Origin of the sequence: Curtobacterium sp. MCPF17_021 (assembly GCF_003234605.2) — a bacterium.
Taxonomy (GTDB): domain Bacteria; phylum Actinomycetota; class Actinomycetes; order Actinomycetales; family Microbacteriaceae; genus Curtobacterium; species Curtobacterium flaccumfaciens.
Genome location: NZ_CP126252.1, coordinates 289062 through 313579 on the forward strand (window position 1 = coordinate 289062; position 24518 = coordinate 313579).

General features: G+C 71.3%; 18 protein-coding genes. 11 read left to right on the top strand and 7 right to left on the bottom strand.

What is annotated here, in order from left to right; genetic code table 11:
- Positions 1 to 26: 26 nt before the first annotated feature.
- The 5 genes from DEJ29_RS01435 to DEJ29_RS01455 form a co-directional block, all read right to left on the bottom strand.
- Positions 27 to 1259: an MFS transporter gene (locus DEJ29_RS01435; protein ID WP_111094393.1), complete on the bottom strand. Its 1233-nt coding sequence runs from the start codon at positions 1257 to 1259 to the stop codon at positions 27 to 29.
- A gap of 7 nt (positions 1260 to 1266) precedes the next feature.
- Complete coding sequence (locus DEJ29_RS01440; RefSeq protein WP_220037315.1) at positions 1267 to 2709, bottom strand: M20/M25/M40 family metallo-hydrolase; 1443 nt, start codon at positions 2707 to 2709, stop codon at positions 1267 to 1269.
- A gap of 167 nt (positions 2710 to 2876) precedes the next feature.
- Positions 2877 to 3614, bottom strand: coding sequence for a copper homeostasis protein CutC (locus tag DEJ29_RS01445; protein ID WP_111094392.1), 738 nt, complete (start codon positions 3612 to 3614; stop codon positions 2877 to 2879).
- A complete protein-coding gene (locus DEJ29_RS01450; protein WP_111094391.1) occupies positions 3611 to 5167 on the bottom strand; it encodes a M81 family metallopeptidase in 1557 nt (518 codons plus the stop codon). The genes DEJ29_RS01445 and DEJ29_RS01450 overlap by 4 nt, the downstream gene beginning before the upstream one ends.
- Entirely contained in the window at positions 5160 to 6344 is a 1185-nt protein-coding gene (locus DEJ29_RS01455; protein ID WP_083404204.1) for an ROK family protein, read from the bottom strand. The genes DEJ29_RS01450 and DEJ29_RS01455 overlap by 8 nt, the downstream gene beginning before the upstream one ends.
- A 227-nt stretch (positions 6345 to 6571) precedes the next feature.
- Here DEJ29_RS01455 and DEJ29_RS01460 point away from each other — a divergent pair, with 227 nt between their 5' ends.
- The 5 genes from DEJ29_RS01460 to DEJ29_RS01480 all read left to right on the top strand — a co-directional run bounded on the left by DEJ29_RS01460 (position 6572) and on the right by DEJ29_RS01480 (position 12972).
- Positions 6572 to 8365 (top strand): peptide ABC transporter substrate-binding protein, encoded by a 1794-nt coding sequence (locus DEJ29_RS01460; protein ID WP_111094390.1) that lies wholly within the window; start codon positions 6572 to 6574, stop codon positions 8363 to 8365.
- 93 nt (positions 8366 to 8458) lie between these two features.
- Positions 8459 to 9418 (top strand): ABC transporter permease, encoded by a 960-nt coding sequence (locus tag DEJ29_RS01465; protein WP_027467218.1) that lies wholly within the window; start codon positions 8459 to 8461, stop codon positions 9416 to 9418.
- Positions 9419 to 9473: 55 nt separating this feature from the next.
- On the top strand, positions 9474 to 10367 hold the full coding sequence (locus DEJ29_RS01470) for an ABC transporter permease (protein WP_111024068.1): 894 nt from the start codon (positions 9474 to 9476) through the stop codon (positions 10365 to 10367).
- Positions 10367 to 12052: a dipeptide ABC transporter ATP-binding protein gene (locus DEJ29_RS01475; protein ID WP_111094389.1), complete on the top strand. Its 1686-nt coding sequence runs from the start codon at positions 10367 to 10369 to the stop codon at positions 12050 to 12052. Before DEJ29_RS01470 ends, DEJ29_RS01475 begins: the two co-directional genes overlap by 1 nt.
- A complete protein-coding gene (locus DEJ29_RS01480) occupies positions 12049 to 12972 on the top strand; it encodes an ROK family protein (RefSeq protein WP_111094388.1) in 924 nt (307 codons plus the stop codon). The genes DEJ29_RS01475 and DEJ29_RS01480 overlap by 4 nt, the downstream gene beginning before the upstream one ends.
- 15 nt (positions 12973 to 12987) lie before the next feature.
- Here the strand turns inward: DEJ29_RS01480 and DEJ29_RS01485 are convergent, their stop codons facing one another.
- Positions 12988 to 13704: a type 1 periplasmic-binding domain-containing protein gene (locus DEJ29_RS01485; RefSeq protein WP_111094387.1), complete on the bottom strand. Its 717-nt coding sequence runs from the start codon at positions 13702 to 13704 to the stop codon at positions 12988 to 12990.
- Between the two features lie 122 nt (positions 13705 to 13826).
- Here DEJ29_RS01485 and DEJ29_RS01490 point away from each other — a divergent pair, with 122 nt between their 5' ends.
- From DEJ29_RS01490 to DEJ29_RS01510, 5 genes are all read left to right on the top strand, one after another.
- Positions 13827 to 15113, top strand: coding sequence for a HupE/UreJ family protein (locus DEJ29_RS01490; protein WP_181436822.1), 1287 nt, complete (start codon positions 13827 to 13829; stop codon positions 15111 to 15113).
- 138 nt (positions 15114 to 15251) lie between these two features.
- Positions 15252 to 17387, top strand: coding sequence for an Ig-like domain repeat protein (locus tag DEJ29_RS01495; RefSeq protein WP_111094386.1), 2136 nt, complete (start codon positions 15252 to 15254; stop codon positions 17385 to 17387).
- 377 nt (positions 17388 to 17764) lie between these two features.
- The gene (locus DEJ29_RS01500) at positions 17765 to 18979 is read left to right on the top strand and encodes an ice-binding family protein (RefSeq protein WP_181438133.1); all 1215 of its coding nucleotides are present in this window, start codon (positions 17765 to 17767) and stop codon (positions 18977 to 18979) included.
- Positions 18980 to 19080: 101 nt separating this feature from the next.
- A complete protein-coding gene (locus DEJ29_RS01505) occupies positions 19081 to 19482 on the top strand; it encodes an HIT family protein (RefSeq protein ID WP_111094439.1) in 402 nt (133 codons plus the stop codon).
- Between the two features lie 123 nt (positions 19483 to 19605).
- A complete protein-coding gene (locus DEJ29_RS01510) occupies positions 19606 to 22407 on the top strand; it encodes an alpha/beta hydrolase (RefSeq protein ID WP_111094384.1) in 2802 nt (933 codons plus the stop codon).
- Between the two features lie 51 nt (positions 22408 to 22458).
- On the opposite strand, the gene DEJ29_RS01515 is transcribed toward DEJ29_RS01510, so the two are convergent.
- Complete coding sequence (locus tag DEJ29_RS01515; RefSeq protein WP_111094383.1) at positions 22459 to 23196, bottom strand: GAF and ANTAR domain-containing protein; 738 nt, start codon at positions 23194 to 23196, stop codon at positions 22459 to 22461.
- A gap of 166 nt (positions 23197 to 23362) precedes the next feature.
- On the opposite strand from DEJ29_RS01515, the gene DEJ29_RS01520 reads away from it, so the two are divergent.
- Positions 23363 to 24517, top strand: coding sequence for a fatty acid desaturase family protein (locus DEJ29_RS01520; protein ID WP_111094382.1), 1155 nt, complete (start codon positions 23363 to 23365; stop codon positions 24515 to 24517).
- Position 24518: the final 1 nt, after the last annotated feature.

Genomic DNA, 24518 nt, shown 5'->3' on the forward strand with positions numbered 1-24518 from the left:
CCGGTCACGACCAGCCCCGACCGGCGTCAGGGGCAGGCGACGGCCACCGGGCCGGTCGGCGTCGGGTCGGCCGCGACCGGCTCGACCGCCGGCACGGCGCTCGACTTCCGCAGCCCCATCGCGACGAGCACCACGGCACCGACGATCGCGACCCCACCGGCCAGCCAGAAGTCGGCAGCCAGGCCGAACGACGACACCGCGGCCCCACCGACCACCGAACCGGCGGCGATCGCGAGCTGGATCGTCGTGACGAACAGCGCGAGCCCGGTCTCGGACCCGGCCGGCGACGCCGTCGACATCCACGTCTGCATCCCGAGCGGCAGCGCACCCCACACCAGACCCCAGACGACGAGCAGGACGAAGACCCCCACGACGGAGTGGGCGAGCAGCGGCAGCAGCACGACGGCCACCGCGAGCACGAACTTCGACGCGCCGATGGTGCCGAGGACACTGCGGTCGAGCGTGAAGCCGGCGGCGAAGTTCCCCACGATGCCCGCGACGCCGAACACCAGCAGCGCGATCGTCACGGTGTCCGGGCCGACGCCGACGAGCTGCTGCAGGTACGGCGCGATGTAGGTGTACGCGGCGAACTGGGCGGCGAAGACGAACGCCGCCGCGATCAGCCCGACCCGGGCACGGGGCACGCGGAGCAGTGACCCGAGCGTGGCGAACCGCACCCGCTGCTGCGCGGGGATCCGCGGCAGCATCGCCAGCTGCAGGACGAAGGCGACGAGGCCGAGCGCCCCGCCGATCACGAAGCCGAGACGCCAGCTGGCGAGCGACGACACCAGGGCGCCGAGCGGCAGGCTCACGACGGTCGCGACGGAGACGCCGGCCGTGATGAGCGAGGTCGCGCGGATCGTCAGCTCCGGCCGGACGAGTCGCCCGGCGATCCCGGCCCCGATGGCCCAGAAGCCCCCGATGCCGACACCGAGCAGCATCCGTGCGAGGAGCAGCACCCAGAACGACGGCGCGATCGCGGCGAGGCCGTCGGCGACCACGAGCAGCACGGTCAGGGACACGAGCACCACGCGGCGGTCGAGTCGCGAGGTCAGGACGGTGACGACCGGTGCGGCGACGGCTCCGACGAGTCCGGTGGCGACGACCATCAGGCCGGCGGTCCCGATGCCGACGTCCAGGTCGTCGGCGATGGCGGGGAGCAGCCCGATGGGCAGGAACTCGGACAGGACGAGCACGAACGACCCGAGTGCGACGGACGTGACGCTGAGCCACCCGCGGCGTTCTGCTGACGATGTCATGGGGGCATCAAGCCCCGGAGTGCTGCGATCCATTCCCCTCGGCCCCGAGCTCGTTCCACAGGTGCGCGATCGTCGCCGCGCCGTCGAGCAGGGTCCGCAGGTCGATGCTCTCGTCACTGGAGTGCCAGTGGTCCTCCGGCAAGCCGGTCCCGACGAACAGGACGGGTGCGTCGAACACCCGGCCGAGCAGTTCCGCCGGACCGCCCCCGGCGTTCCCCATCCGCCCGGCGGTCTCCGTGCCGTGCCCCAGTTCCATCGCCCGCACCAGAGCGTCGAGGGCCGGCCCCGTCGGGGTGACGTACGGGTCCTGTCCGCTCTCCTCGGGGATCGTGAGCTCGTAGGTCACGCCGTCGGGCATCGTGTCCCGGACGAACCGACGCAGCTGCTCGGCGACGGCCTGCACCCGCTGTCCCGGCACGGTCCGGATGCTGATCTCGGCGGTGGCCTCGCGCGGGACGACGGCTCGCGGGAACCCGGTGGGGTCCCCGGCGAGCAGCGTCAGCACCTCGATCGACGGCCGCGCCCAGAGCCGCTCCTCGACCGAGAACCCCGCTTCGCCGGTGATCGCGCCGGTCTCGGTCCGCTCCACCCAGACGTCGGGGTCGAAATCGAGTGCCTGCAGCTCGGCACGGCGTTCGTCACTGAGTTCGTCCACGTCGTCCAGGAACCCGGGGATGGTGATCCGCCCCTCGTCGTCGTGCAGTGCCGCGAGCACGGTGACGAGGGCGTGCACCGGGTTCGGGGCCGGTCCGGAGACCGCGCCGCTGTGGACGTCGCGCGCGGGACCGGTGACGGTGAGGGTCGCACCCGTCATGCCGCGCATCGACGTGACGACGGCGGGGTTGCCGGCCTTCCACTGCAGGGTGTCCGAGAACACGACCACGTCGCACGCCAGACGCTCGTGCTCGGCGTCGAGCAGGTCGGCGAAGTGGCTGGAGCCGAGCTCCTCTTCTCCTTCGACGACGAACTTGAGGTTGACGGCCGGGGTGCCGTCCGGTCGGGTGGCGAGGTGCGCGCGCAGCCCCCACAGGTGAGCGAGCACCTGCCCCTTCGCGTCCGAGGCCCCGCGTCCGTACAGGCGGCCGTCGCGGAACACCGGTTCCCACGGTGAGGTCTCGTGCCACTCCTCGGGCTTCGCGTGCCGGACGTCGTGGTGGCTGTAGACGAGGACCGTCGGCAGTGCGGGGTCGACCAGGAGTTCGCCGTACACGGCGGGGGCGGGACCGGCCTGCAGGATCTCGGTCTCGAGCCCCGCTTCGCGCATCGCTCCGGCCAGCCAGTGCGCGGACCGGTCGACCTCGATCGCCCGTTCGGGTTGCGATGCGACGGACGGGATGCGGACCCACTCGCTGAGCTGCCGGACCAGGTGCTCGCGGCGCTCCTCGAGGAACCGCGCCACCTCGGCGCGGCGGGTGTCGGGCTCGGTGCTGTCGGTCAGGGGAGTGGACACGGGTCTCCGTTCGGGTCAGGTGGTGCCGACCGTAGGAGCGGGTCCCTCTGGGTGGTCACGGAATGGCCTGGAGGCGCGGTGTGCGTCCGCCACGCGCCGCACCTCGAACCCGGTGCGGGTCCGGAGCCCAGTGTGGGTCCGGGGCCTCGGTGCGGGTCTGGAACGACTCAGGCGTCGAGCGCGCGCCGCGCGGCCGCGACGACCTCGGCGTCGGTGACGAAGTGCGCCGAGCCGTCGTCCCCGGCGCCCATCGGCACCCCGGCGTGCGTGCTGTCCGCGGCCGGACGCTTGGCCGACAGGTGCACGGCGGCGGCACCGGTGGCGAGCAGTGCGCGGACGTCGGCGGGGGTGACCCCGGCGCCGGCCATCACCTGCACGGGCCCGGCGGCCTCGACCATGCGCGCGATCGTCGCCGCACCGGCGACCGCGGTGGGGGCGGCGCCCGAGGTCAGGACGCGGGTGAACCCGAGCGCCGCGAGCGACCCGGCGGCGGCGACGGGATCGGTGGCGTGGTCGATCGCGCGGTGCAGGGTGACCTCGGCGGTGGCGCTGACGGAGCGGGCGGCCTCGACGAAGCGGCGGAGGGTGTCCTCGTCGAGGGTCCGGTCCGGGCGCAGGGCTCCGACCACGACGCCGGCGGCACCGGAGCGCAGGACCGTGCGGACCTCACGCACCATGAGGTCGACCTCGTCGGGGGAGTGCACGAACCCGCCCGGGCGGCAGCGGACCAGCGCGTGCGCGGGGATCCCCGTCTCGTGGGTCGTCTCGACCAGGGCCTGTGAGGGCGTGAGCCCGCCGAGCTCGAGACCGACGCAGAGTTCGACGCGGTCGGCGCCACCGTCCCGCGCGGTGATCGCACCGGCGGGTGAGGTGACGGCGATCTCGAGTGCGGCGGTGGTGCTCATGCAGGGGCTCCGAGCGGTTCGTTGGAGGCGGGGACGATGCGGGCGCGGAGGTCCGGTGCCGTCGGGAACACTCGATCGTAGGGGAACATCGGGCGCTCGATCCTGTGGTGCCCGAGGCGCAGCAGGTCCTGGTCGACACCGCCCGGGGTGAGCGCGAGCATCCAGTCGGCGGACATGTCGAACAGCTCCGGTTCGAGGTACCCGATCTTCACGATGACGACGTCCGCCTGCCGCGGCGCCAGGTCGAGGTCGGTGAAGTCGTGCTCGTGGTGGTACGGCTTCCGCAGCTTCGTCAGGATCGCGAAGACGCTACCGACCTGCAGCACGACCTCGGTCTCGGCGTCACGGTCGCCGTGCTTGATCGCGTGCACCCGCCCGGTCATCGTGATCGGGCCGGCATGCACGTGGTCCACCGACGCACCGGCGGTCACGGTGATCGTCGCACCGACGCCGGCGTCCACCGCCGCGGCGACCGCGGCCGGTCCGGGCACGCTCGCGTAGATGACGGTCGGGCCGGACGGGTCCTGGAACTCCGGGCGGGCGAGCACCTGCGTCAGGCCCCAGGTCATGTCGCCGGAGCCGCCGGCCGTCGGGTTGTCGCCGGAGTCCGAGACGAAGTACGGCTTCGCTGCGCCCGGGGCGAGCGCGGCGTCGAGGCACTCCTCGAACGTGCCGGTTGGGGCGACGAACACGAAGTCCTCGCGGACGTCCCAGAACGCCGCCGCGAGCCGCTCGGCACCGGCGGCGACGGCGGCCTCGTCCCACCCGGTGACGACGGTGACGGCCTGGTCGCGGGGCTGGTCGGCCCAGGCGTACCCGACCCAGATCGCGGCGTCGAGCACGCCCTCGGTCTGCTCGACGAGCGGGACCTGCGCGTACAGGGACTTCGCCGGCTCGAGACGGGTCGAGGTCTGCTCGCCCGGCAGCAGGACGGGGATCGGGATCCAGGCCTTCACGGGTCGCTGCGCACCGACGGGTCGTTCGGTGAGCACGTCGACGAGGTTCCGGACGGCACGCTCCTTCGTCTCGAGGGTGTCCTCGTGCGGGGCCATCCGGTAGCACGTGACGAGGTCGACCTGGTGGGCGAGCTCGCGCGTGACGTTGCCGTGCAGGTCCATCGACGCGGACACGATGACGTCGGGGCCGACGACCGCGCGGATGCGACCGAGCAGGTCCGTCTCCGCGTCGTCGAGCCCCTCGACCACCATCGCGCCGTGGATGTCGTACCAGAGCCCGTCGACCGGACCCATCGCACCCAACCGCTCGACGATCTCGTCGGCCAGGGCTTCGTACGACGCCCGGTCGACGATCCCGCCGGGCAGCGCGTGCCCGATGAGCGCCCCGCGGAAGTCCGCCCGGTCCGCCATGGTCGCCAGGAACGGGTACCGGGCGACGGCCTCGTCGCCGCGGTCCGGGTGGAACGCGGGGGCGTGGGTCCGGGTCGGCGTGAACGTCGAGGTCTCGATGGCGAGCCCGGCGATGGCGATGACCGGGCGACGGGCACCAGCGGTGCTGGCGGGGGCGGCGGGGGTGACGGGACCGGTCTCAGACACGGACGCTCCTGTTCCTGGTGGTGGACTGGGGGATGGGCGCGGAGAGCTCCTCGAGCGAGGCGGCGAGGCCCCGCTGCAGCGCGAACTGCCCGGCGCCGACGAGCCCGGCATCGGCACCGAGCGACACCGGCTCGATGGCCAGGTGCTGGGTCATCAGCGGGTGGCAGCTCTCGTAGAGCTGGCTCCGCACGGCGGCGATGAACGGGTCGAGGGTCGACAGGATGCCGCCCAGGTAGACGGCGTCCGGGTTGAAGAAGTTCACGTTGGCGGCGAGCACCTCGCCCAGGTACTTGCCCGCCATCCGCACGGCACGGGTGGCCTCGGGGTGCGCGTCCGAGGCGAGCCGGACGACGTCGGCGGTCGAGGCGACGTCGACCCCCGCGTTCGACAGGATCCGGACCAGGGCGGCACCGGACGCCACCGTCTCCAGGCAGCCGGTGTTGCCGCACGAGCACGGGGTGTCCCCGGCGGCGTCGATCCGCACGTGCGTGATGTCCCCGGCCGCACCGGTCGACCCCCGGTAGAGCCGACCGTCGATGACGATGCCCGCGCCGATCGCCGAGCCGGCCTTGATCGTGATGGTCTGGCGTCGAGCGGGATCCTGGACGGTCTGCTCACCCGCCGCCATGCAGTTCGCGTCGTTGTCGACGATCGCCGGCAGGCCGAACCGGTCGCTCAGCCACGCGGCCACGGGGAACCCGTTCCACCCCGGCATCCGGCTCGGCAGGTCCACGACCCCGGCGACGACGTCGACCGGCCCGGGCAGGCTGAGTCCGACGCCCCGCAGCCCTTCGCGACCACGGTCGTCGGCGAGCCGCTCGAGCAGCGCGGCCAGGCGCTGGAGCCCGGCGGTCGGACCGTCGGAGAGCGCGAACGGGACGTTCGCGACCGACTCGAGCGCGCCTCCAGGCAGGACCACGCCGATGCGCGCGTGCCCGCCACCGACGTCCGCGGCGACCGCGTACTCGTCGACACCGCCGATGCGGAGCACCTTGCGGGGGCGACCGCCGGTCGAGACGTCCGTGCCTTCCTCGGCGAGGATCCCGTGCTCCAGGAGCTGGCCGACGACGTGCGAGACGGTCGACGGGGCGGCTCCGAGCACCTTCGCGATCTCGGTCCGGCTGGCGGCCTGCCCCGATGCGACGAGCTCGAGGACGCGGGCGCTGAGATCGGCCACGACTTTCTCCAATCCGGGCGGAACGGGAGCGGAACACCGGTCGATGGTCCGTTCTGCCGCGAGCCTACGGGGCGGATCGAGCGGTCCACCCTTTCGTCCGTTCCGCAGTAACGCAGTTTTTACATCGAGATGTTTGTTTTTCCAATCGCTTTGGTCCTTGACTGTCCTCGTGCCGCTCGGCACCCGTGCTCCACCTCCCCGAAGTCCCTCGCACAAGGAGACACCGCATGTCCAAGCCCCGTCGCTGGGCGCTCCTCACCGGAGCTGCGATCGCCGTGAGCGCGCTGCTCGCCGGCTGTTCCGGAGGCGGCAACGCCTCGCAGGGATCGACCGACGAGATCGACTACGCGCTCCCCGCCAACTTCACGCCGAACTGGATCCTGCCGATCGGCACCGCCGCGCACCTCAACACGAACAACGGCTCCATCGCCCAGTCGCTGTACGAGCCGCTCGTCGCGTACGACGGCTCCACCGGCAAGATCGCGTGGAACAAGGCCGGCTCCGTCGCCACCGACGCGAAGTTCGCCGACGACGGCAAGAGCGTGACCATGACGCTCGGCGACCGGCACTGGTCGGACGGCGAGGCGATCACGAGCCGCGACGTCGGGTTCTGGTTCAACCTGATCAAGGCGAACAAGGACCAGTGGGGCTCGTACTCCAAGGGCAAGGCGCCGGACAACTGGACGTCGTTCAAGGCCGTCGACGACACGCACTTCACCATCACGTTCGACAAGGCCTACAACTCGGACTGGATGCTCGCCAACCAGCTGAGCCACATCATCCCGCTGCCCCAGCACGCCTGGGACAAGACCAGCGCGACCGCGAAGGTGACCGACGCCGACGAGACCACCGCCGGCGCGAAGCAGGTGTGGAAGTACCTCAACACCGCCGCCGGCAAGATCTCCGACTACGCCACCGACGACCTGTGGAAGACCATCTCCGGTCCCTACGGCGTCAAGACCTTCACCACGGCCGGCAAGGTCACCCTGACGGCCAACAAGAAGTACGACGGCGGTGAGAAGCCGTCGATCACGACGGTGAACCTGCTGCCCTTCACCACGGCCGACGCCGAGGTGAACGCCGTCCGCTCGGGCGAGGTCGACTACGGCTACATCAACGCCACCGACATGGACCAGAAGTCCGCGTTCACGGCGAAGGGCTACGAGGTCGAGCCCTGGACCGGCTGGGCCATCACGTACATGCCGTACAACTTCAACAACCCCGACATGGGCGCTGTCTTCAAGCAGCTGTACGCCCGTCAGGCCGTCCAGATGTCGATCGACCAGACGTCGCTGTCGAAGGTCGTCTTCAACGGAACCGCCACCTCGACCTACGGTCCGATCCCGCAGGCACAGGAGTCCGACTACGTCTCCGACGTGCAGAAGTCGAACCCGTACCCGTTCAGCACCTCGAAGGCCAAGGACCTGCTGACCAGCCACGGTTGGGAGGAGCAGGGCGGCACGATGGTCTGCACCGACCCGGGCACGTCCGCCAGCCAGTGCGGCGAGGGCGTCAAGGAGGGCACGAAGTTCTCGATGCAGGTGCTGTCGCAGTCCGGTTCGACCGTGACCGACAACATGATGAGCGCGATCCAGTCGTCGCTCGCGAAGACCGGCATCGACTTCACCATCAAGACCGCGCCGGTGTCGAGCGTGCTGTCGCAGACCCCGACCTGCACCTCGGACGAGGCCAGCTGCGACTGGGACCTGTCGTTCTTCGGCACCGCGGGCAGCTGGTACTTCCCGGCCTACCCGACCGGTGAGTCGCTGTTCCAGACCGGCGGTTCGGCGAACTTCGGCAGCTACTCCAACAAGGAGGTCGACTCCCTGATCGACGCGACCACCACCTCGACCGACGCCACCGCCGTGCAGGACTACAGCGCAGCGGTCGCGAAGGACCTGCCGGTGATCTGGCTGCCGAGCCCCGACTACCAGATCTCGGTCGTCAAGAAGGGCCTGTCCGGCTTCGACCAGGACTCGCTCGCCAACTTCCACCCGGCCCAGTGGAAGTGGACCAAGTAAGACCGTGACCACGGACGGGAGGCGCGGTGCGCGTCCGACGCGCACCGCGCCTCCCGTCCCTCGCACGTCTCCAATCCGACCATCGGAAGCCGCATGACCACAGCTCTCTACCTCACCAGGCGCGTCCTGCAGGCGCTCGCGGTGATCCTCATCGTCACCGTCGTGGTGTTCTGCCTGCTGCACGCGCTGCCCGGCGGCCCCGCCCGCGGCGTGCTCGGCGTCTCCGCGACCCCGACGCAGATCGCCCAGTTCAACCAGGCGCAGGGGCTCGACCAGCCGCTGCCCGTGCAGTACCTGCGGTTCCTCGGTCGTCTGCTGACCGGCGACCTCGGCACCTCGTACACGCTCAACGAGCCGGTCTCGCAGCTCATCGCCGAGCGCCTGCCGAAGACCCTCGTGCTCACCGGCATCTCCGCGGTGCTCGGACTCGTCGTCGCGATCCCGGTCGGGATGCTCCAGGCTGCCCGCCGCAACGGTGCGGTCGACTACGCGGCCACCGCCCTGGCGTTCGTCTTCTACTCGACGCCGGCCTTCTTCCTCGGCCTCGTCCTGATCATCGTCTTCAGCCAGCAGCTGCCGTGGCTGCCGTCCCAGGCGCCGAGCGGCACGACACTGGCCGAGGTGTTCCAGGACCCGGCCGGACTCGTGCTGCCCGTGGTGACCGGAGCCCTCGCGATGATCGCGGTGTTCAGTCGGTACATGCGCGCCTCGACGCTCGAGAACCTGCAGGAGGACTACGTCCGCACGGCCCGCGCCGGCGGCGCCTCGACCGCGACGATCCTGCGGCGGCACGTGTTCCGGAACTCGCTGACCCCGGTCGTCGCGATGCTCGGGTACTACCTGCCGGTGCTGTTCGGCGGGGCCCTGGTGACCGAGCAGCTGTTCAACTACCCCGGCATGGGGCTGCTGTTCTGGAACGCCGCGCAGTCCTCCGACTACCCGACGCTGCTCGGCTGCGTGCTCGTCATCTCCATCGCGACCGTCATCGGCACCCTGCTCGCCGACGTCGCACAGTCCCTCATCGATCCCAGAGTGAAGGCGAGCCGCGCATGACCGCCACGTCAGCCATCGATGCTGCGTCCACCCATGACGTGAAGGCGAGCCGCGCATGACCGCCGTCCAGATGGCCCCCGAAGCCCCGGGCGCCCCCGTCACCGTCGCGGCCACCGGGTTCCGGCTCGCCGCACGCCGGTTCCGGAGCAACACCCTGGCCGTGATCGGCCTCGCCCTGATCGTCGTCATCGTGCTGTTCTGCTTCGTCGGCCCGTTCGTGTACCCGACCGACCAGACCCACACGCTGCTCGAGCAGGCCAACCAGGGTCCGAGCGCCGCGCACTGGCTCGGCACCGACGCCGTCGGCCACGACGTCCTCGGCCGTCTGATGTACGGCGGCAAGGTCTCGTTGATGGTCGGCATCGCCGCGGGGGTCCTGGCCACCGTCGTCGGCACCCTGTGGGGATCCGTCGCCGGGTACGTCGGCGGCTGGGTCGACGCGCTGATGATGCGCGTCGTCGACGCCGGCATCGCGATCCCGGCCCTGTTCATCCTGCTCGTCATCTCGGCGATCACGAACCCGGGCGTCGGCGGCCTCATCGTCATCCTCGGCCTGGTGTCGTGGCTCGTGCCGTCCCGTCTGATCCGCGCCGAGACCCTGACGCTCAAGAACCGCGACTACGTCCTGACCCTGCGCGCGATCGGCGGCTCGCACGCCCGCGCCATCGGCAAGCACCTGCTGCCGAACTCGGTGTCGACGATCGTCGTCGCGGCGACGTTCCAGGTCGCCGACGCGATCCTGCTGGTCGCCTACGTCTCGTACCTCGGGCTCGGTGTGCAGCCGCCCGCGACGGACTGGGGCGGCATGCTCTCGGCGGGTCTCACCGCCGCCTACTCCGGACGCTGGTGGCTCATCGTGCCGCCGGGTCTGGCCGTGATCCTGGTCGTCTGCGCGTTCAACGCGGTGGGCGACGGACTGCGGGACGCCTTCGACGTGCGGGGCCGCTGATGACCAACGAACCGATCCTGCGGACGACCGACCTCGGCGTCTCCTTCAGCACCGAGTCGGGCACCGTCGACGCCGTGCGGGGGGTGTCCCTGTCGGTCGCCCCCGGCGAGACCCTCGCCCTGGTCGGCGAGTCCGGCTCCGGCAAGTCAACCGTCGCCCTCGCCGCGATGGGCCTGCTCTCCGGCAACGCGACGGCCTCGGGCAGTGCCGTCGTCGCCGGCCACGAGGTCGTCGGCGCCCCCGAACCCGCGCTCCGGGCCCTGCGCGGCTCGACCGTCTCGATGGTCTTCCAGGAGCCCGCGACCGCCCTCGACCCGCTCACCCGCGTCGGTGCCCAGATCGCCGAGGTGATCCGGAACCACCGTGACGTCTCCGCGTCCGCCGCCGCGGCCGAGGCCGTCGACCTGCTCCGTCGCGTCGGCATCCCCGACCCCGAGTCCCGTACCCGGTCGTTCCCGTTCCAGCTGTCGGGTGGGCAGCGTCAGCGCGTGGTCATCGCGATGGCGATCGCGAACGCGCCGAAGCTGCTCATCGCGGACGAGCCGACCACGGCCCTCGACGTGACCGTGCAGGCCGAGATCCTCGAGCTCCTGCGCGCGCTCGCCGTCGAGACCGGCACCGGCGTGCTGCTCGTCACGCACAACATGGGGGTCGTCGCAGACTTCGCCGACCGGGTCGCGGTCATGCTCCAGGGCGAGATCGTCGAGACCGGCGGGGTCGAGGACGTCCTGCTCCGCCCCGAGCACGAGTACACCAAGCGGTTGCTCGCCGCGGTGCCGCGGCTCGACGTGGCGGGCGGTCGTCCGCCGGCTCCCGTCACCGACGCGGAGACCGAGCCGGCCGGGAGGCCCGGTGCGGCCCCGGTGGTCGACCTGCGGGACGTCTCGGTGACGTTCGGGCGCGGGGCGCGCGCCGTCCGCGCGCTCGCGGGCATCGACATCGCGGTGCACGCCGGTGAGACCGTCGGCCTGGTCGGCGAGTCCGGCTCCGGCAAGTCGACCGCGGCCCGGGTGGCGCTCGGGCTCATCAAGCCGACCTCCGGCACGGTGTCGCTGTTCGGGCAGGACCTGCGGACCGCGAAGGGCCGTGACCGCCGTGCACTCCGCTCCGGCATCGGCGTCGTGTTGCAGGACCCGGTGGCGTCCCTCGACGCCCGGATGTCGGTGGCCGAGTGCATCGCGGAGCCCCTCGCCGTGCACCGTCGCGGGATGTCCTCGGCCGATCGTCGTCGTCGCATCGACGAGGTGCTCGACGCCGTCCGGCTGCCGCGGACCCTGGCGTCCCGTGCCCCCCGCGAGCTGTCCGGAGGGCAGCGCCAGCGGGTCTCGCTCGCCCGGGCGCTGGTGCTCGAACCGCGGTTGCTCGTCGCCGACGAACCCACCTCGGCGCTCGACGTCAGCGTGCAGGAGACCGTGCTCGAGGTCCTCGGCGAGCTGCAGGACGACCTCGGTTTCGCGTGCCTGTTCGTCTCGCACGACCTGGCCGTCGTGCAGCACTTCGCCGAGCGCGTCGTCGTGATGCGCCAGGGCGTCGTCGAGGAGCAGGGCACGACCGGCACGACGCTGCTGCACCCCACCACCGACTACACCCGTCGCCTGCTCGCCGCGGTACCGGTGCCCGACCCCGTGCTGCAACGGCAGCGTCGGACGGAGCGCCTCGCCTCACTCGCGGCGGTGACCGCGTGACCCGGGTCCTGGCCGGGGTGGACGTCGGCGGCACCAACACGAAGGTCGTCCTGACGACGCCCGACCTCGAGGTCATCGACCGCCTCGACCTGCCGACGCCCGCCCACGCGGGCGGGGCGGCGATCGTGACGGCCGCACTCGGGGCCGTGACGGGTCTGCTCGAGACGCACCGGGCCTCCTTGGCGGGTGTCGGGGTGGGCGCGGCCGGCGTCGTCGACCGGACCACGGGGACCGTCCTGGTCACCGGCAACTCGTTCACCGGTTGGGCCGGGTACGGCGTGACCCGCGCGGTGACGGACGCCCTCGGCGTCCCCGCAACCCTGGACAACGACGTGAACGCGTTCCTGCTCGGCGAGATCGCCACCGGTGCGGTCGTGGGGGAGTCCGACGTGCTCGGCATGACCCTCGGCACCGGTGTCGGCGGCGCGCTCGTGCTCGACGGACAGCTCTTCGCCGGCCCGCGCGGTGCCGCGGGTGAGATCGGCCACGTCCCCGGCTTCGGCGACGCCCGGTGCACCTGCGGGCAGACCGGGCACCTGGAGACCATCGCGGGCGCGCGCGGTATCGCCGACCGCTACGCCGAACGCTCCGGGCGGATGCTCTCGGCACGGGACGTCGCCGTCGCCGCACGCGGTGGGGACGCCGACGCGGCCGCCGTCTTCGCCACGGCGGGGTGGGGCCTGGCGCGGGCCGCACTGCTGACCGCGGGGATCCTCGACGTCACCACCGTCCTGATCGGCGGCGGGATCGCACGGTCCTGGGACCTGCTCGAACCGGCCATCACGGCGGCGATCGCCGCGGAACCACCCGTCAGCGGGGCGACGATCCGGCTCGCGCAGTCGACGCTCGGGTCCGACGCCGTGGCACTCGGCGCAGCGGCGCAGGTGCGAGCGCGCGTGCTGGAGCCGGAGACCGCGTAGCGGGGGAGCGCCCGGTCAGGGCACCCAGACGACGATGCCGCGCAGGTCGTGGAGCACGGCGGCGAGGCCGGCGCGCAGGCCACGGGCCGCGCGGTCCTCGGTGAAGGTCTCCGGGTCGTAGTGGCTCGACGGCCCGAGGCCCTCGCCGCGGAACCCGCCGCCCGTCCAGTCCGCCGCCGTGACGTTCGACGTCGGCTCCGCGATCTCGGCACCGACGACCAGGAACTGCTGGTGGAGCGCGGTCGGCGAGACGGCCGCGAGCGGGTCGACCATGTGGTTGCCGACGGTGATGACCAGGTCGGGCTCGGCGTCGACGGCGCGCAGGACCGCGGCGATCCGGTCGTCGGGGCCCTTCGCCGAGACCGGGGTGACGGTGACGTCCTCGTCCGCGGCCCACGACTCGACGGCGTCGAGCAGGGTCCGGGTCGGAGCGTCGGCGGCGTCACCCGCGTCGGAGAGCAGCACGACGTCGTAGCCGGCGGGGGCGTGCACCCCGGACCACGAACCGGGCTCGGGGTGGATGGTTGCCTCGGGCGCCGGCGGCTGGTCGGGGTCGGAGAACCCGGTGCCCAGGACCCCGGCCGAGGCGTGCGCCGACGCGGTCGCCGTCGGGCCGGTGCCGCCGGTGGTGCCGTTCGACGCCCCGGAGCAGCCGGCCAGCAGAGCGGTGCCGGCCGCGGCGAGGGCGACGGCGGTCAACAGGGAGGTCGTCCGGGTGGCGGGGCGGATCACGGCACCATGCAAGCACGCCCGACGGCCGCTCCGGGCTGGTACGGGGACCTGTCCGACCGCCGTCCCGTTGCTGGTCACCGGTTGTTCACCTGCCGGTCGTCTGCGGGCCGGATCGTCTGCGCGTGCCCTCCGGAACCACCGCCGCGCTCCTGCGCGCCCGCCCTGCCCGCTCCCTCCCCCTGTTCGCGCTCGTCGGACGGGTCGTCGCCGCGCTCGTGCTGCTCGGGGTGGTCGTGATCGGCGTGCTCGGGGGAGCCGCACCGGCGTCGGCGCACGGCTTCAGCTCGGTGGTCTACGCCGACGTCACGTCCACGAAGCCGACCGTCGTGCAGGCGAAGCTCGGGCTCGAGTACGACCTGATGCTCGTCTCGGTGGCCACGAGCGAGCACGACGACGCGCTGCACGAGCAGGGGCAGCAGGCCTGGGACGACGGGGACTTCCCGGGGATGGTGACAGCTGCCGAGGCGCACACCGACGCGATCGGGAAGTACGTGTTCGACCGGTTCCGGGTGACCGGAGCCGGCGGGCAGGCCTGCACGGGCACGCTCGACGACACCGTCACCGTCGACCTGCAGGACGAGGTGCCGTACGCCCACGTGACCGCGGACTTCACCTGTCCGGAACCGTCGGAGACGCAGTCCGGGCACGTGGTGTCGTCGGAGCTCTTCCCCGACGACGAGACCTTCGTGCGCGACACCAAGACGATCGTCACCTACGACGTCGACGACCGGACGGGTTCGGCCACCCTCGACGCCTCGCAGCGCACGTTCTCGACCGAGCAGTCCGCGGGTGAGCGCTTCTGGGAGTTCTTCCGGCTCGGCGCCGAGCACCTGCTGACCGGGATCGACCACATCCTGTTCCTCGTGGCGCTCATCGCCGGTTCGCGTCGTCTGCGCGAGGTCGTCTACACGGCGTCCGCGTTCACGATCGCCCACTCGATCACGTTCATCCTCGCCGCCCTCGGTGTGGTCAGCCCGCCTGCGATCGTCGTCGAGCCGCTCATCGCCCTGTCGATCGCCGCGGTCGCCGGCTGGTACCTGTGGCGGCTCTGGCGTCGTCGATCGCGGGCCGACGAACTGGTGGTCGGTGAGCACGGACACTTCTCGCTCGACCGCGCCGGGTGGACCCGCCTGGCCGTCGTCTTCGCCTTCGGGCTCATCCACGGGCTCGGGTTCGCCGGGGCCCTCGGGATCCACGAGGCGTTCTCGTGGCAGCTGCTCGTCTCGCTCCTCATCTTCAACGTCGGCATCGAGGCCGTGCAGCTCGCGATCATCGTCATCGTCTTCCCGCCGCTCTCGCTGCTGCGGCGGAAGGCGCACCGGGTGTCGCTCTGGGTGACGGGCGCCGTGACCGCCGGCGTGTTCGTGATGGGGATGATCTGGTTCGTCGAGCGGCTCGCGGCGGGCTGACGCTCGCCACCGAACAGCTGGCACGTCGCGTTCGTTCCTGAACAGCGACGAACTGTCACTCAGCGTTTACCAAGACGTTTTGCAGTGCATGCAGAGTCTTCCGTGCTGCACCATCCCACGTCTGAGAAACGGACCAACATGAGTCTCCTGTCCGGCGCCACTACCCGGCGCAGAACCACCACCCTCCGCGTCTGCGGAGCCGTCCTCGGGGCCGCGCTCATCGCCGGTGCCTCGATGGTCGGCACGAACGCCGCCACCGCTGCGACGAACACCCCCACCACCAACATCTCGACCGGTGGCCCGATCCACATCCTGCTCGGCGTCGGCGCGACCGAGAGCCAGCGCATCGCCTCGTGGTACTTCCCCACGAACGTCGCGCAGTCGCTCGAGATCCAGAAGACCGCGTCCATGACGGACGGCGTCTTCACGGACGCCAAGCAGACGGTCGCCGCCTCGGAGGCCGCGAACACCGCAGCCGACTCGAGCGCGACCGACTCGAACACCAAGAGCATCCCGGGCATCGCTGCCGAGTCGGGCTACATCAACGCCCACGCGACGATCTCGGCCCTCGAGCCGAACACCTCGTACACGTACCACGTCGGTGCGGCGGACGGCTCGGCCTGGTCCGCGTCGTACACCTTCACCACGAAGAGCTTCTCCGGCGACTTCGACTTCCTGTTCTTCGGTGACCCGCAGATCGGTTCGTCCGGCTTCACCGACGACGACGGCGCCGGCTGGGCGGACACGCTCAAGTACGCCACGTCGACCGAGCCGGACGCCGAGCTCCTGGTCTCTGGTGGTGACCAGGTCGAGCACGCCAACAACGAGTACGAGTGGGGCGCGTTCGCGGACAGCAGCGACGTGCTGAAGCGTTACCCGTGGGCCTCGACCATCGGCAACCACGACGTGGGTGGCAAGGCCTACGAGCAGCACAACCAGGTGCCGAACTCCCTCAAGGTGCCGGACTTCTACCCGGGCGGCAACACCACCGCGAACTCGGGTGGCGACTACTGGTACATGTACAAGGGCGTCCTGTTCATCGACATCAACTCGAACGCCTACGCTGCCGGTTCGGACGCTGCCCACGTGAACTACGTGCGCGACGTCATCAACCGCTACGGCGACGACGCGAAGTGGACGACGCTGGTCTACCACCACTCGATCTACTCGCCGGCCGACCACGCGAACGACAAGGACAACCAGCAGCGCCGGTTCGACTTCACGCGTTCGTTCTCGGACATGGGTGTCGACCTGGTCCTGCAGGGCCACGACCACTCCTACTCGCGCAGCTACGCGATCAAGAACGGCAAGAAGGCCAACGTCAACGAGCAGCCCGCTGCTCCCGACGTCTTCTCCGGCCCCGGCGGCGTCATCTACATGACGGCGAACTCGGCCTCCGGCTCGAAGTACTACGACCTCACCACCCCGGACGCCACGCAGAGCGGCTACGGAGCGGACCCGCTCGACCCCAAGGGTGAGCGTCACTGGGCCAACTCGGTCGAGAACCAGGAGCACGTCCGCACGTTCGTGAAGGTCTCGGTCACCGACGCCAAGCTCACCGTTGAGGACATCCGGGCCAGCGACTGCACCACGCTCAACTCGGCGGTGCAGCACGGCAAGGTGGACAGCTGCGGTGTGACCCTCCAGCCGACGGCGACGGCCGACCCGGCTGCGATCGGTTCGACGGTCGACAAGTTCAACCTGCACGCCACGCTGCCGACGACGACCACCACGCTCACCGCGTCGGCCGCCGAGCAGACCTACGGCACCGCCAAGCCGGCCACGGTCACCGCGACCATCGCCGGTGGCATCGGCACCCAGCAGGGCACCGTGACGTTCAAGGACGGCAGCAAGGTCCTCGGCACCGCCCCGGTCAAGGACGGCGCGGCCAGCATGACGCTGCCGAAGACGCTCACCATCGGCAAGCACGCGGTCACGGCCTCGTTCGTCAACGCGGACCCGGTGTACTCGGGAACGAACTCGAAGACGGCGAAGGCCATGACGGTCACCGTCGAGAAGGCCCCGTCGCGCACCGCCATCAAGTACAGCGGCGGCAAGGCGACCGTCCAGGTGAAGGCCACCGGCTTCAGCGTCGACGGCAGCGCCCGGATCTACCAGGGGTCGAAGCGCCTCGCCACCGTCACGGTGGAGGACGGCGTGGTCACCTCGAAGCTCCCGCTGAAGAAGGGCACGCACAACCTGCACGCCGTCTTCGCGGGGACCTCGGAGCTCACCACGAGCACCAGCCCGACCATCAAGGTCGTCATCAAGTAGCACCCGGCACCAGCAAGGGCCCCGCGATCTCGATCGCGGGGCCCTTCGCCGTGTGGTTCGGGGGTGGGCGACCGGTCCTACCCGGGACCGGCGCCGCACCGGCTGACGGGAGACCCGAACTCCCTACCCGTCCGCTGGTGAGAGCGGCCGGTCAACCTGTGGTGAGCATGCGCTCACGTACCGGGATCGCCTAGGCAGCCAGGTCAACTGCCAGGCTTTGAGCGAATGTTCAGACATTCCTAGGTAATCGCTGTGGAGAAGCGCATACTTCGAGCCACCGAGAATGCGCGCTCGTCGCCGACGTCACCCCGCCTCTCCTTGCAGGAAGCGGTCGGACCGTGCAGGCTCGCCATCTCAGACGCAGTTCCCTCCTGGTCGTGTCGGCGGCTGCCGTCGCCGCGCTGGTCACCCTCGGGACCGGGGGCGGAGCATCCGCCGCGACGGTCATCGACGGTCCGGTCAACCTCGGCACCGCATCGACCTACGGCGTCCTCGGCGCGAGCGCGGTCACGAACACCGGCCCCTCCGTGATCAACGGCGACCTCGGGTTGTCACCGGGCACGTCCATCACCGGCTTCGGCGGCGCACCGAACGGCGTCGTCAACGGCACCACGCACCAGACCGACGCCGCGGCCGCTCAGGCCCAGCGCGACACCACCACCGCGTACAACGTCGCCGCGTCGCTCTCCCCGACCCAGACCGGTCTGACCGAGCTGAACGGCCTCTCGCTCTCGCCCGGCGTGTACTCCGGCGGCGCCCTCGCCCTGGCCAACAACGGTGCGCTGACCCTCGCCGGCAGCGCGAACTCCGTGTGGGTGTTCCAGGCCGCGTCGACCCTGACCATCGGGTCCGCCAGCCAGATCGTGATCACCGGCGGCGCCAGCTCGTGCAACGTGTTCTGGCAGGTCGGCAGCTCCGCCACCGTCGGCACCGGCGCCCAGTTCCAGGGCACCGTCCTGGCGCAGCAGTCCGTGACCGCCACCACCGGCGCGACCGTGCAGGGCCGACTGCTGGCCCGCACCGGCGCCGTGACCCTCGACACGAACACGATCACGGCCTCCAACGGCTGCCCCGCACCGGGCACGCCGTCCGAGTCGCCGACCATCACCTCGGGCACCCCGTCCGACGGCACCGTGGACGTGCCCTACTCGTCCACCGTCACCGCGACCGGCACCCCGAACCCGACCTTCACCGCCGCGGGCCTGCCCGACGGCCTGACGATCGACAGCACCACCGGCGTCATCTCCGGCACCCCGACCACCCCGGGCACCTCGACCGTGACCATCACCGCGTCGAACGGCACCAGCCCGGACGACACCCAGACGGTCACCATCACGGTCCGTGCTCCGGCACCGGCGCCCACCGCGACACCCACCCCGACCGCTCCGGCCGTGGTGCCCACCGACACCCCGAGCGGCCCCGCAGGCGCCGGCGGTGGCGGTGGCGGTGGAACCGACCAGCCCACCGGTGAGCTCGCGTTCACCGGCTCGGACCCGACCGTCCCGCTGAGCATCGCCGCGGCACTGCTCGCCGCGGGTGCCACGCTCATGGTCCTGCTGCGTCGTCGTCGCCGCACCGTCGGCCGCATCTGATCCACCCGCACCACCGATGGCCCCGCGACCCTGGTCGCGGGGCCGTCTGCATGCCGTCACCGGCCTTGCGATCGGTCCACGTGCCCGATTGCATGGGGGGCATGCCGACCGATTGTGTCTTCGACGACGTGCCACGGGCCTCCCGGCTCGTCGAGGACGACCTGGTCGTCGCGCTGTTGGACGTGAACCCGGTCTCGCCCGGGCACAGCCTGGTCGTCCCGAAGCGTCACGTGGTGTCGTGGTTCGAGGCCACCGCGGACGAAGTGGCCGCGATGACGCGGCTCGTCCGCGCACTCAAGTTGGTGCTCGACGACCGGTACCGACCGGACGGGTACAACGTCGGGTTCAACGACGGCTCGGCAGCCGGGCAGACGGTGTTCCACGCCCACCTGCACGTGATCCCGCGGTACGGCGGCGACGTGCCGGACCCGGCCGGCGGCATCCGGCACACGGTGCCGGGCCGGGGGTACTACTCGCCCGGCACCCGGCCGTCGCACCCGTGAGGACCCTCAGGTACTGAGCCGCCACCTCATCCTCCAGGACGATCCGCGGCGAGCAGCGCGCTCCCTACTGTTGGCGACGGAGCGTGCGGTGGCGCATGCCCGTCGCACCAGGGGAGATCCGACGTGAACCATTCGCCGAGACGCCGTTCCACCATCGCGCTGCAGATCGCGTGTTCGACACTCATCGCCGGGGCGCTCGCCGTCTCCGGCACGATCGCGGCGGTGCCGGCCACGGCCGCGCCGGGCGACGGGTCAACCGCCGCGACGGGGACGACCACGATCACGACCCCGGGCACGCCCGTCGCGCAGGGTGACGACTGGACGGTCACGCCGACCGACGGCGGGTACACCGTCGTCCTGACCCTCGCCGAGCCCCTGCCGCTCCGTGCGGCAGCCCCGGTCCTGCTCGTCGACGGCACCGAGATCGGCGTCGCGCAGACGAGCCTCGACCAGCGGCAACTGACGGTCACCACGACCGACCCCACGGTCGCGGACGCCCACAGTGTCGAACTCGGATGGACGGGTGCGACCGACCCGCAGGGCAACCGGCAGGCGGCGACCGCACCGCAGTCCGTGGCGCCCCGCGACGCTCCGGCTCCCCTGACCGACGATCCGGCGGCTGCGGGCCAGTACGCGGTCACCCGGGCCGACTACGACCTGGGCAACGAGACCGAGACGATCAAGGGCTTCGGCCGCAAGGGCGAGATGCGCGCCGCGGTCTTCGTGCCGAAGGACGCCCCGGGCAAGCGCCCCGTCGTGGTGTTCCTGCACGGCCGGCACGAGGCCTGCGTCGGCGGCACCGAGAACCCCAGGGCCTGGCCGTGCGGACCGGGGCAGACCGACATCCCGAGCTACCTCGGCTACAACGCTGCGGCGACCGCGCTCGCCAGCCACGGCAACGTCGTCGTGTCGATCTCCGCGAACGCGATCAACGCCCTCGACGGCAGCTACTCGGACGACGGCGGAGCGGTCGCGCGCGGCCAGCTCGTCCTCGACCACCTCAGCCTGCTGCAGCGCGCCGACGCCGGGCAGGAACCCCGTCTGTCGCCGCTGCTCACCGGCAAGCTCGACCTGCAGCACGTCGGGCTCATGGGGCACTCGCGCGGCGGTGACGGCGTGGTCCGAGCGGCCCTGCTCAACATGCAGCGCAGCAGTCCCTTCGGCATCCGTGCCGTCCTGCCCCTGGCACCGACCGACTTCGGGAGGATGACCCTGCCGGACACGAACACCGCGGTCGTCCTGCCGTACTGCGACGGTGACGTGTCCGACCTGCAGGGCCAGCACTTCTACGACGACTCCCGCACCGCCTTCGGGGACGACGTGCTGCGCTCCTCGGTCCTGGTGATGGGCGCGAACCACAACTTCTTCAACACGACGTGGACCCCGGGCAAGTACGCGAAGGCGTCGTCGGACGACTGGTACGACGAGTCCGACGCGGTCTGCGGGGCGAAGGCGAAGCGCACCACCCGGCTCTCGTCCGACCAGCAGTACGCCGTCGGCACGAGCCTGATCAGCGGCTTCTTCCGCCTGACGCTCGACGGTGAGCAGCAGTTCCTGCCGATGTTCGACGGCACCAACCGCCAGCCCGCCGCCCTGGACACGGCCGACATCCGGGTGAGCGCCTCCCAGCCCGGCGCGAGCCGGCGGGACCTCGCCCTGTTCGACACGGCGAACCCGGCGATCACCACCACCGGCGCCATGACGGCGACGACCTGCGCGAGCACCGACAACCTACCCGCGAAGCAGACCCTGCCGGCGTGCGTCTCGATCTCGTCGAACGCCCCCGACTACACCCCGGCGTACCTGGCGTCCTCGGTGCCGGCGACCCCGGCCCTGCACGTCTCGCCCACCAAGGCGGCGACCGGTGGGCAGGTGCACGTCCCGGTGGCCCCGGCGGCCGGTGACTTCACCGGGTTCCAGGCGCTCTCGCTCCGCCTCACCCCGGACGACACGGCGACGACGAACGCCGACGTCTCGATCACCCTCCGCGACGGGACCGGCGCCGTGGCGACCCGACGCGTGTCGGACACCAGCCGTGCCGGCCAGTTGCTCCCCGGAACTCGGATGGCTCCGCGCAAGACGATCCTGCAGCAGGCGCGCATCCCGCTGGACGCGTTCACCGGCATCGACCTGGCGTCGGTGCGCGAGGTGACGATCGACGTCCCGCAGAAGAACAGCGGGGTCCTGCTGAGCGACCTGTCGCTCGTGCCCGCGGCGACCCTCGGCACCCCGGTCGTCACGAACCGTCCCACCGCCCGCATCGCCGACCGCTTCGTCGACGAGGGCCGCACCCGGACGGTGGTCCGGGCGGCGGTCGTGCTCTCCCGGCCGGCCGAACAGGCCACCACGGTGTCCTTCGACCTCGACCAGGCGTACGACGGGCGCATCCGCCCGGCGGTGCAGCCCGTCACGTTCCAACCCGGCGAGGTCTGCCGCGCCGTCGCGGTCTCGGTGAACGGTGACCGCACCCCGTCGTTCTCGCGGACGTCGGACTACGCGATGACCCTCAGCAACACCCAGGGTGGTTCGGTGATCGGTGACTCGGTCGGCACGATGCGCATCCGCGAGGACGACGGCGTGCGCAGCGTGAACGGACGGGCGACCGCGTCCGCTCCGGCGGTCGGGACCCCGGGTGACGCGTGCGCCGAGGCGCAGGCGTCCAGCACGGCCATCGCCGTCACGCCGACGAGCAGCCGGAAGGGTGCCAAGGTCGCGATCTCGGCGACGGGCTTCCGCGCCGGCGAGTCGGTCACCGTCAGCATCGACGGTGGTCGGGCCACACGGACGACGGCGAACGCCGACGGCAAGGTCCGCCTGAAGATCACGAAGACCGTGGCCGCGCTGGCGCCGGGCGCGCACGTGGTGCACGCGCGTGGCTACGGCTCGGACCAGCGGGCCAGGGGCACCTTCACGACGACGAAGTAGCGGTCGGGCACGGTCCGACCCGCCGGGTTCGGAGACGTCCGGGGTGACCGCTCAGGACGCCCCGGCGGCGACGAGGTCGGCGAGCGGGACGTCGTCGCGCGCCACGGCGGCGGCGACCTGGCTCAGCGAGCGCTGGTGCGCACGCGCGTAGCGACGGATCATGCCGAAGGCCTCCTCGACCTCGACCCCGGCCGCACGTGCCAGGTACCCCTTGGCCTGCTCGATGGTGACGCGGCTGTCGAGTGCGCGCTGGAGTTGCGCCGCAGTGAGGGTGGCGTGCTCGAGGGTCCGTTGCTGCAACAGGCTGATGGTCGCGACGTCGGCGAGGGCCTGTGCCGCCCGGGCGTCGGCGCCGTTCAGCGCCCCCTCCGTCTCGCGGAACAGGTTCAACGACCCGACGGTGGTGTCCCGCAGCCGGAGCGGGATGGCGTGGACGCCCGCGTAGCCGCGTGCCCGCGAGGCCTCGGCGAACCGGGGCCAGCGCTGCCGCAGGTCGTCGGCGTTCTCCGAGGTCACCAGTCGACCGGTGGTCACGGCCGTGATGCAGGGCCCCTCGCCGGCGTTGAGCTGGAGCAGGCCGATGAAGCTGCTGCGCTCGCTCGTCGACGCGACGACCCGCAGCTGGTCCTGCTCGTCGAGCAGGTGGATCGCACCCGCGGCGGCGTCGAACAGTTCGACCGCCCGGTCGACGAGTGTCTGCAGGACCTCGACGACGTCGTAGTCCGCCACCAGGCTGTCGGTGAGGGCCACGAACGTCTCGACCAGTCGTGCTTCGCGTACCTCGGTCATGTGGGGAACGGTCCTTCCGTCGAGCTGGCGGGACAACCGTAGCCGAGCGGCGGACACGCGGACCTGTGGCTTGCACCCGGGAGCACGGCGGCCCTAGCGTTGGAGCAGCAGCCCCAGACCCCGGCAGCCGGAACGTTCCTCCCTTCCGATGACCACCAGGGAATCCATGACGATGCAGCACGCCGGTACCAGCCCGCAGCGGGAGACCAGCTCGAACCCCCTCCCCAGCGGCTACCGGAAGACCGGTTCCCCGGCCGGACCTCGAAGCGGCGGCACCTCGTCCTACTCGGCGCTCCTGGCGCAGGTGAAGGAAGCCGGCCTGCTCCAGCGCCGTCGGGGGTTCTACTGGGCGCTGTTCTCCGCGCTCGTCGTGGCGACGGCCGCGTGCTGGGTCGCGTTCGCGTTCCTGGGTGACTCGTGGTTCCAGCTGATCGTGGCCGGTGCGCTGGGCGTGCTGTTCACGCAGTTCGCGTTCCTCTCGCACGAGGCTGCGCACCGGCAGGTGTTCGAGTCCCAGAAGTGGAACGACCGCGCGGGCCGCTGGCTCGGCACGTTCCTCGTGGGGCTGAGCTACTCGTGGTGGATGAACAAGCACACCCGCCACCACGGCAACCCGAACACCGTCGGCAAGGACCCCGACATCGCCCCCGATGCGATCCGCTTCCTGCCCGAGGACGCCGCCGCCGTGAAGAACCACCGGGCGCTCCGGCTGTTCGTGCAGTACCAGGGCTGGTTGTTCTTCCCGTTGCTCACGCTCGAGGGCATCAACCTGCACCGGGCCGCCGTCATGTCGGTGCTCCGCGGGACGGGTGGGCGCAGTGACGTCCGGGGGCGGGTCCTCGAGGGCATCCTGCTGGTTGCGCGGTTCGCGATCTACCTGACGGTGGTGTTCTGGTTCCTGCCGTTCGGGATGGCGTGCGCGTTCCTCGGGGTGCAGCTGGCCGTGTTCGGCGTGATGATGGGCGCTTCGTTCGCCCCGAACCACAAGGGCATGCCGACCATCGCCCACGACGCGAAGGTCGACTTCTTTTCCCGCCAGGTGCGCACCTCGCGCAACATCCGTGGCGGCTGGTGGGTGTCGTTCCTGATGGGTGGGCTGAACTACCAGGTGGAGCACCACCTGTTCCCGTCGATGCCGCGTCCGGCGCTGAAGCAGGCCCGCCTGCTGGTGCGTGACCACTGCGACACCCTCGACGTGCCGTACACCGAGACGACGCTGCTGCGCTCGTACGGGATCGTCGTCCGGTACCTCAACCGCGTCGGCCTCGGCGCCCGCGACCCCTTCGTCTGCCCGATGGTGTCCGAGCTCCGGATCCACTGAC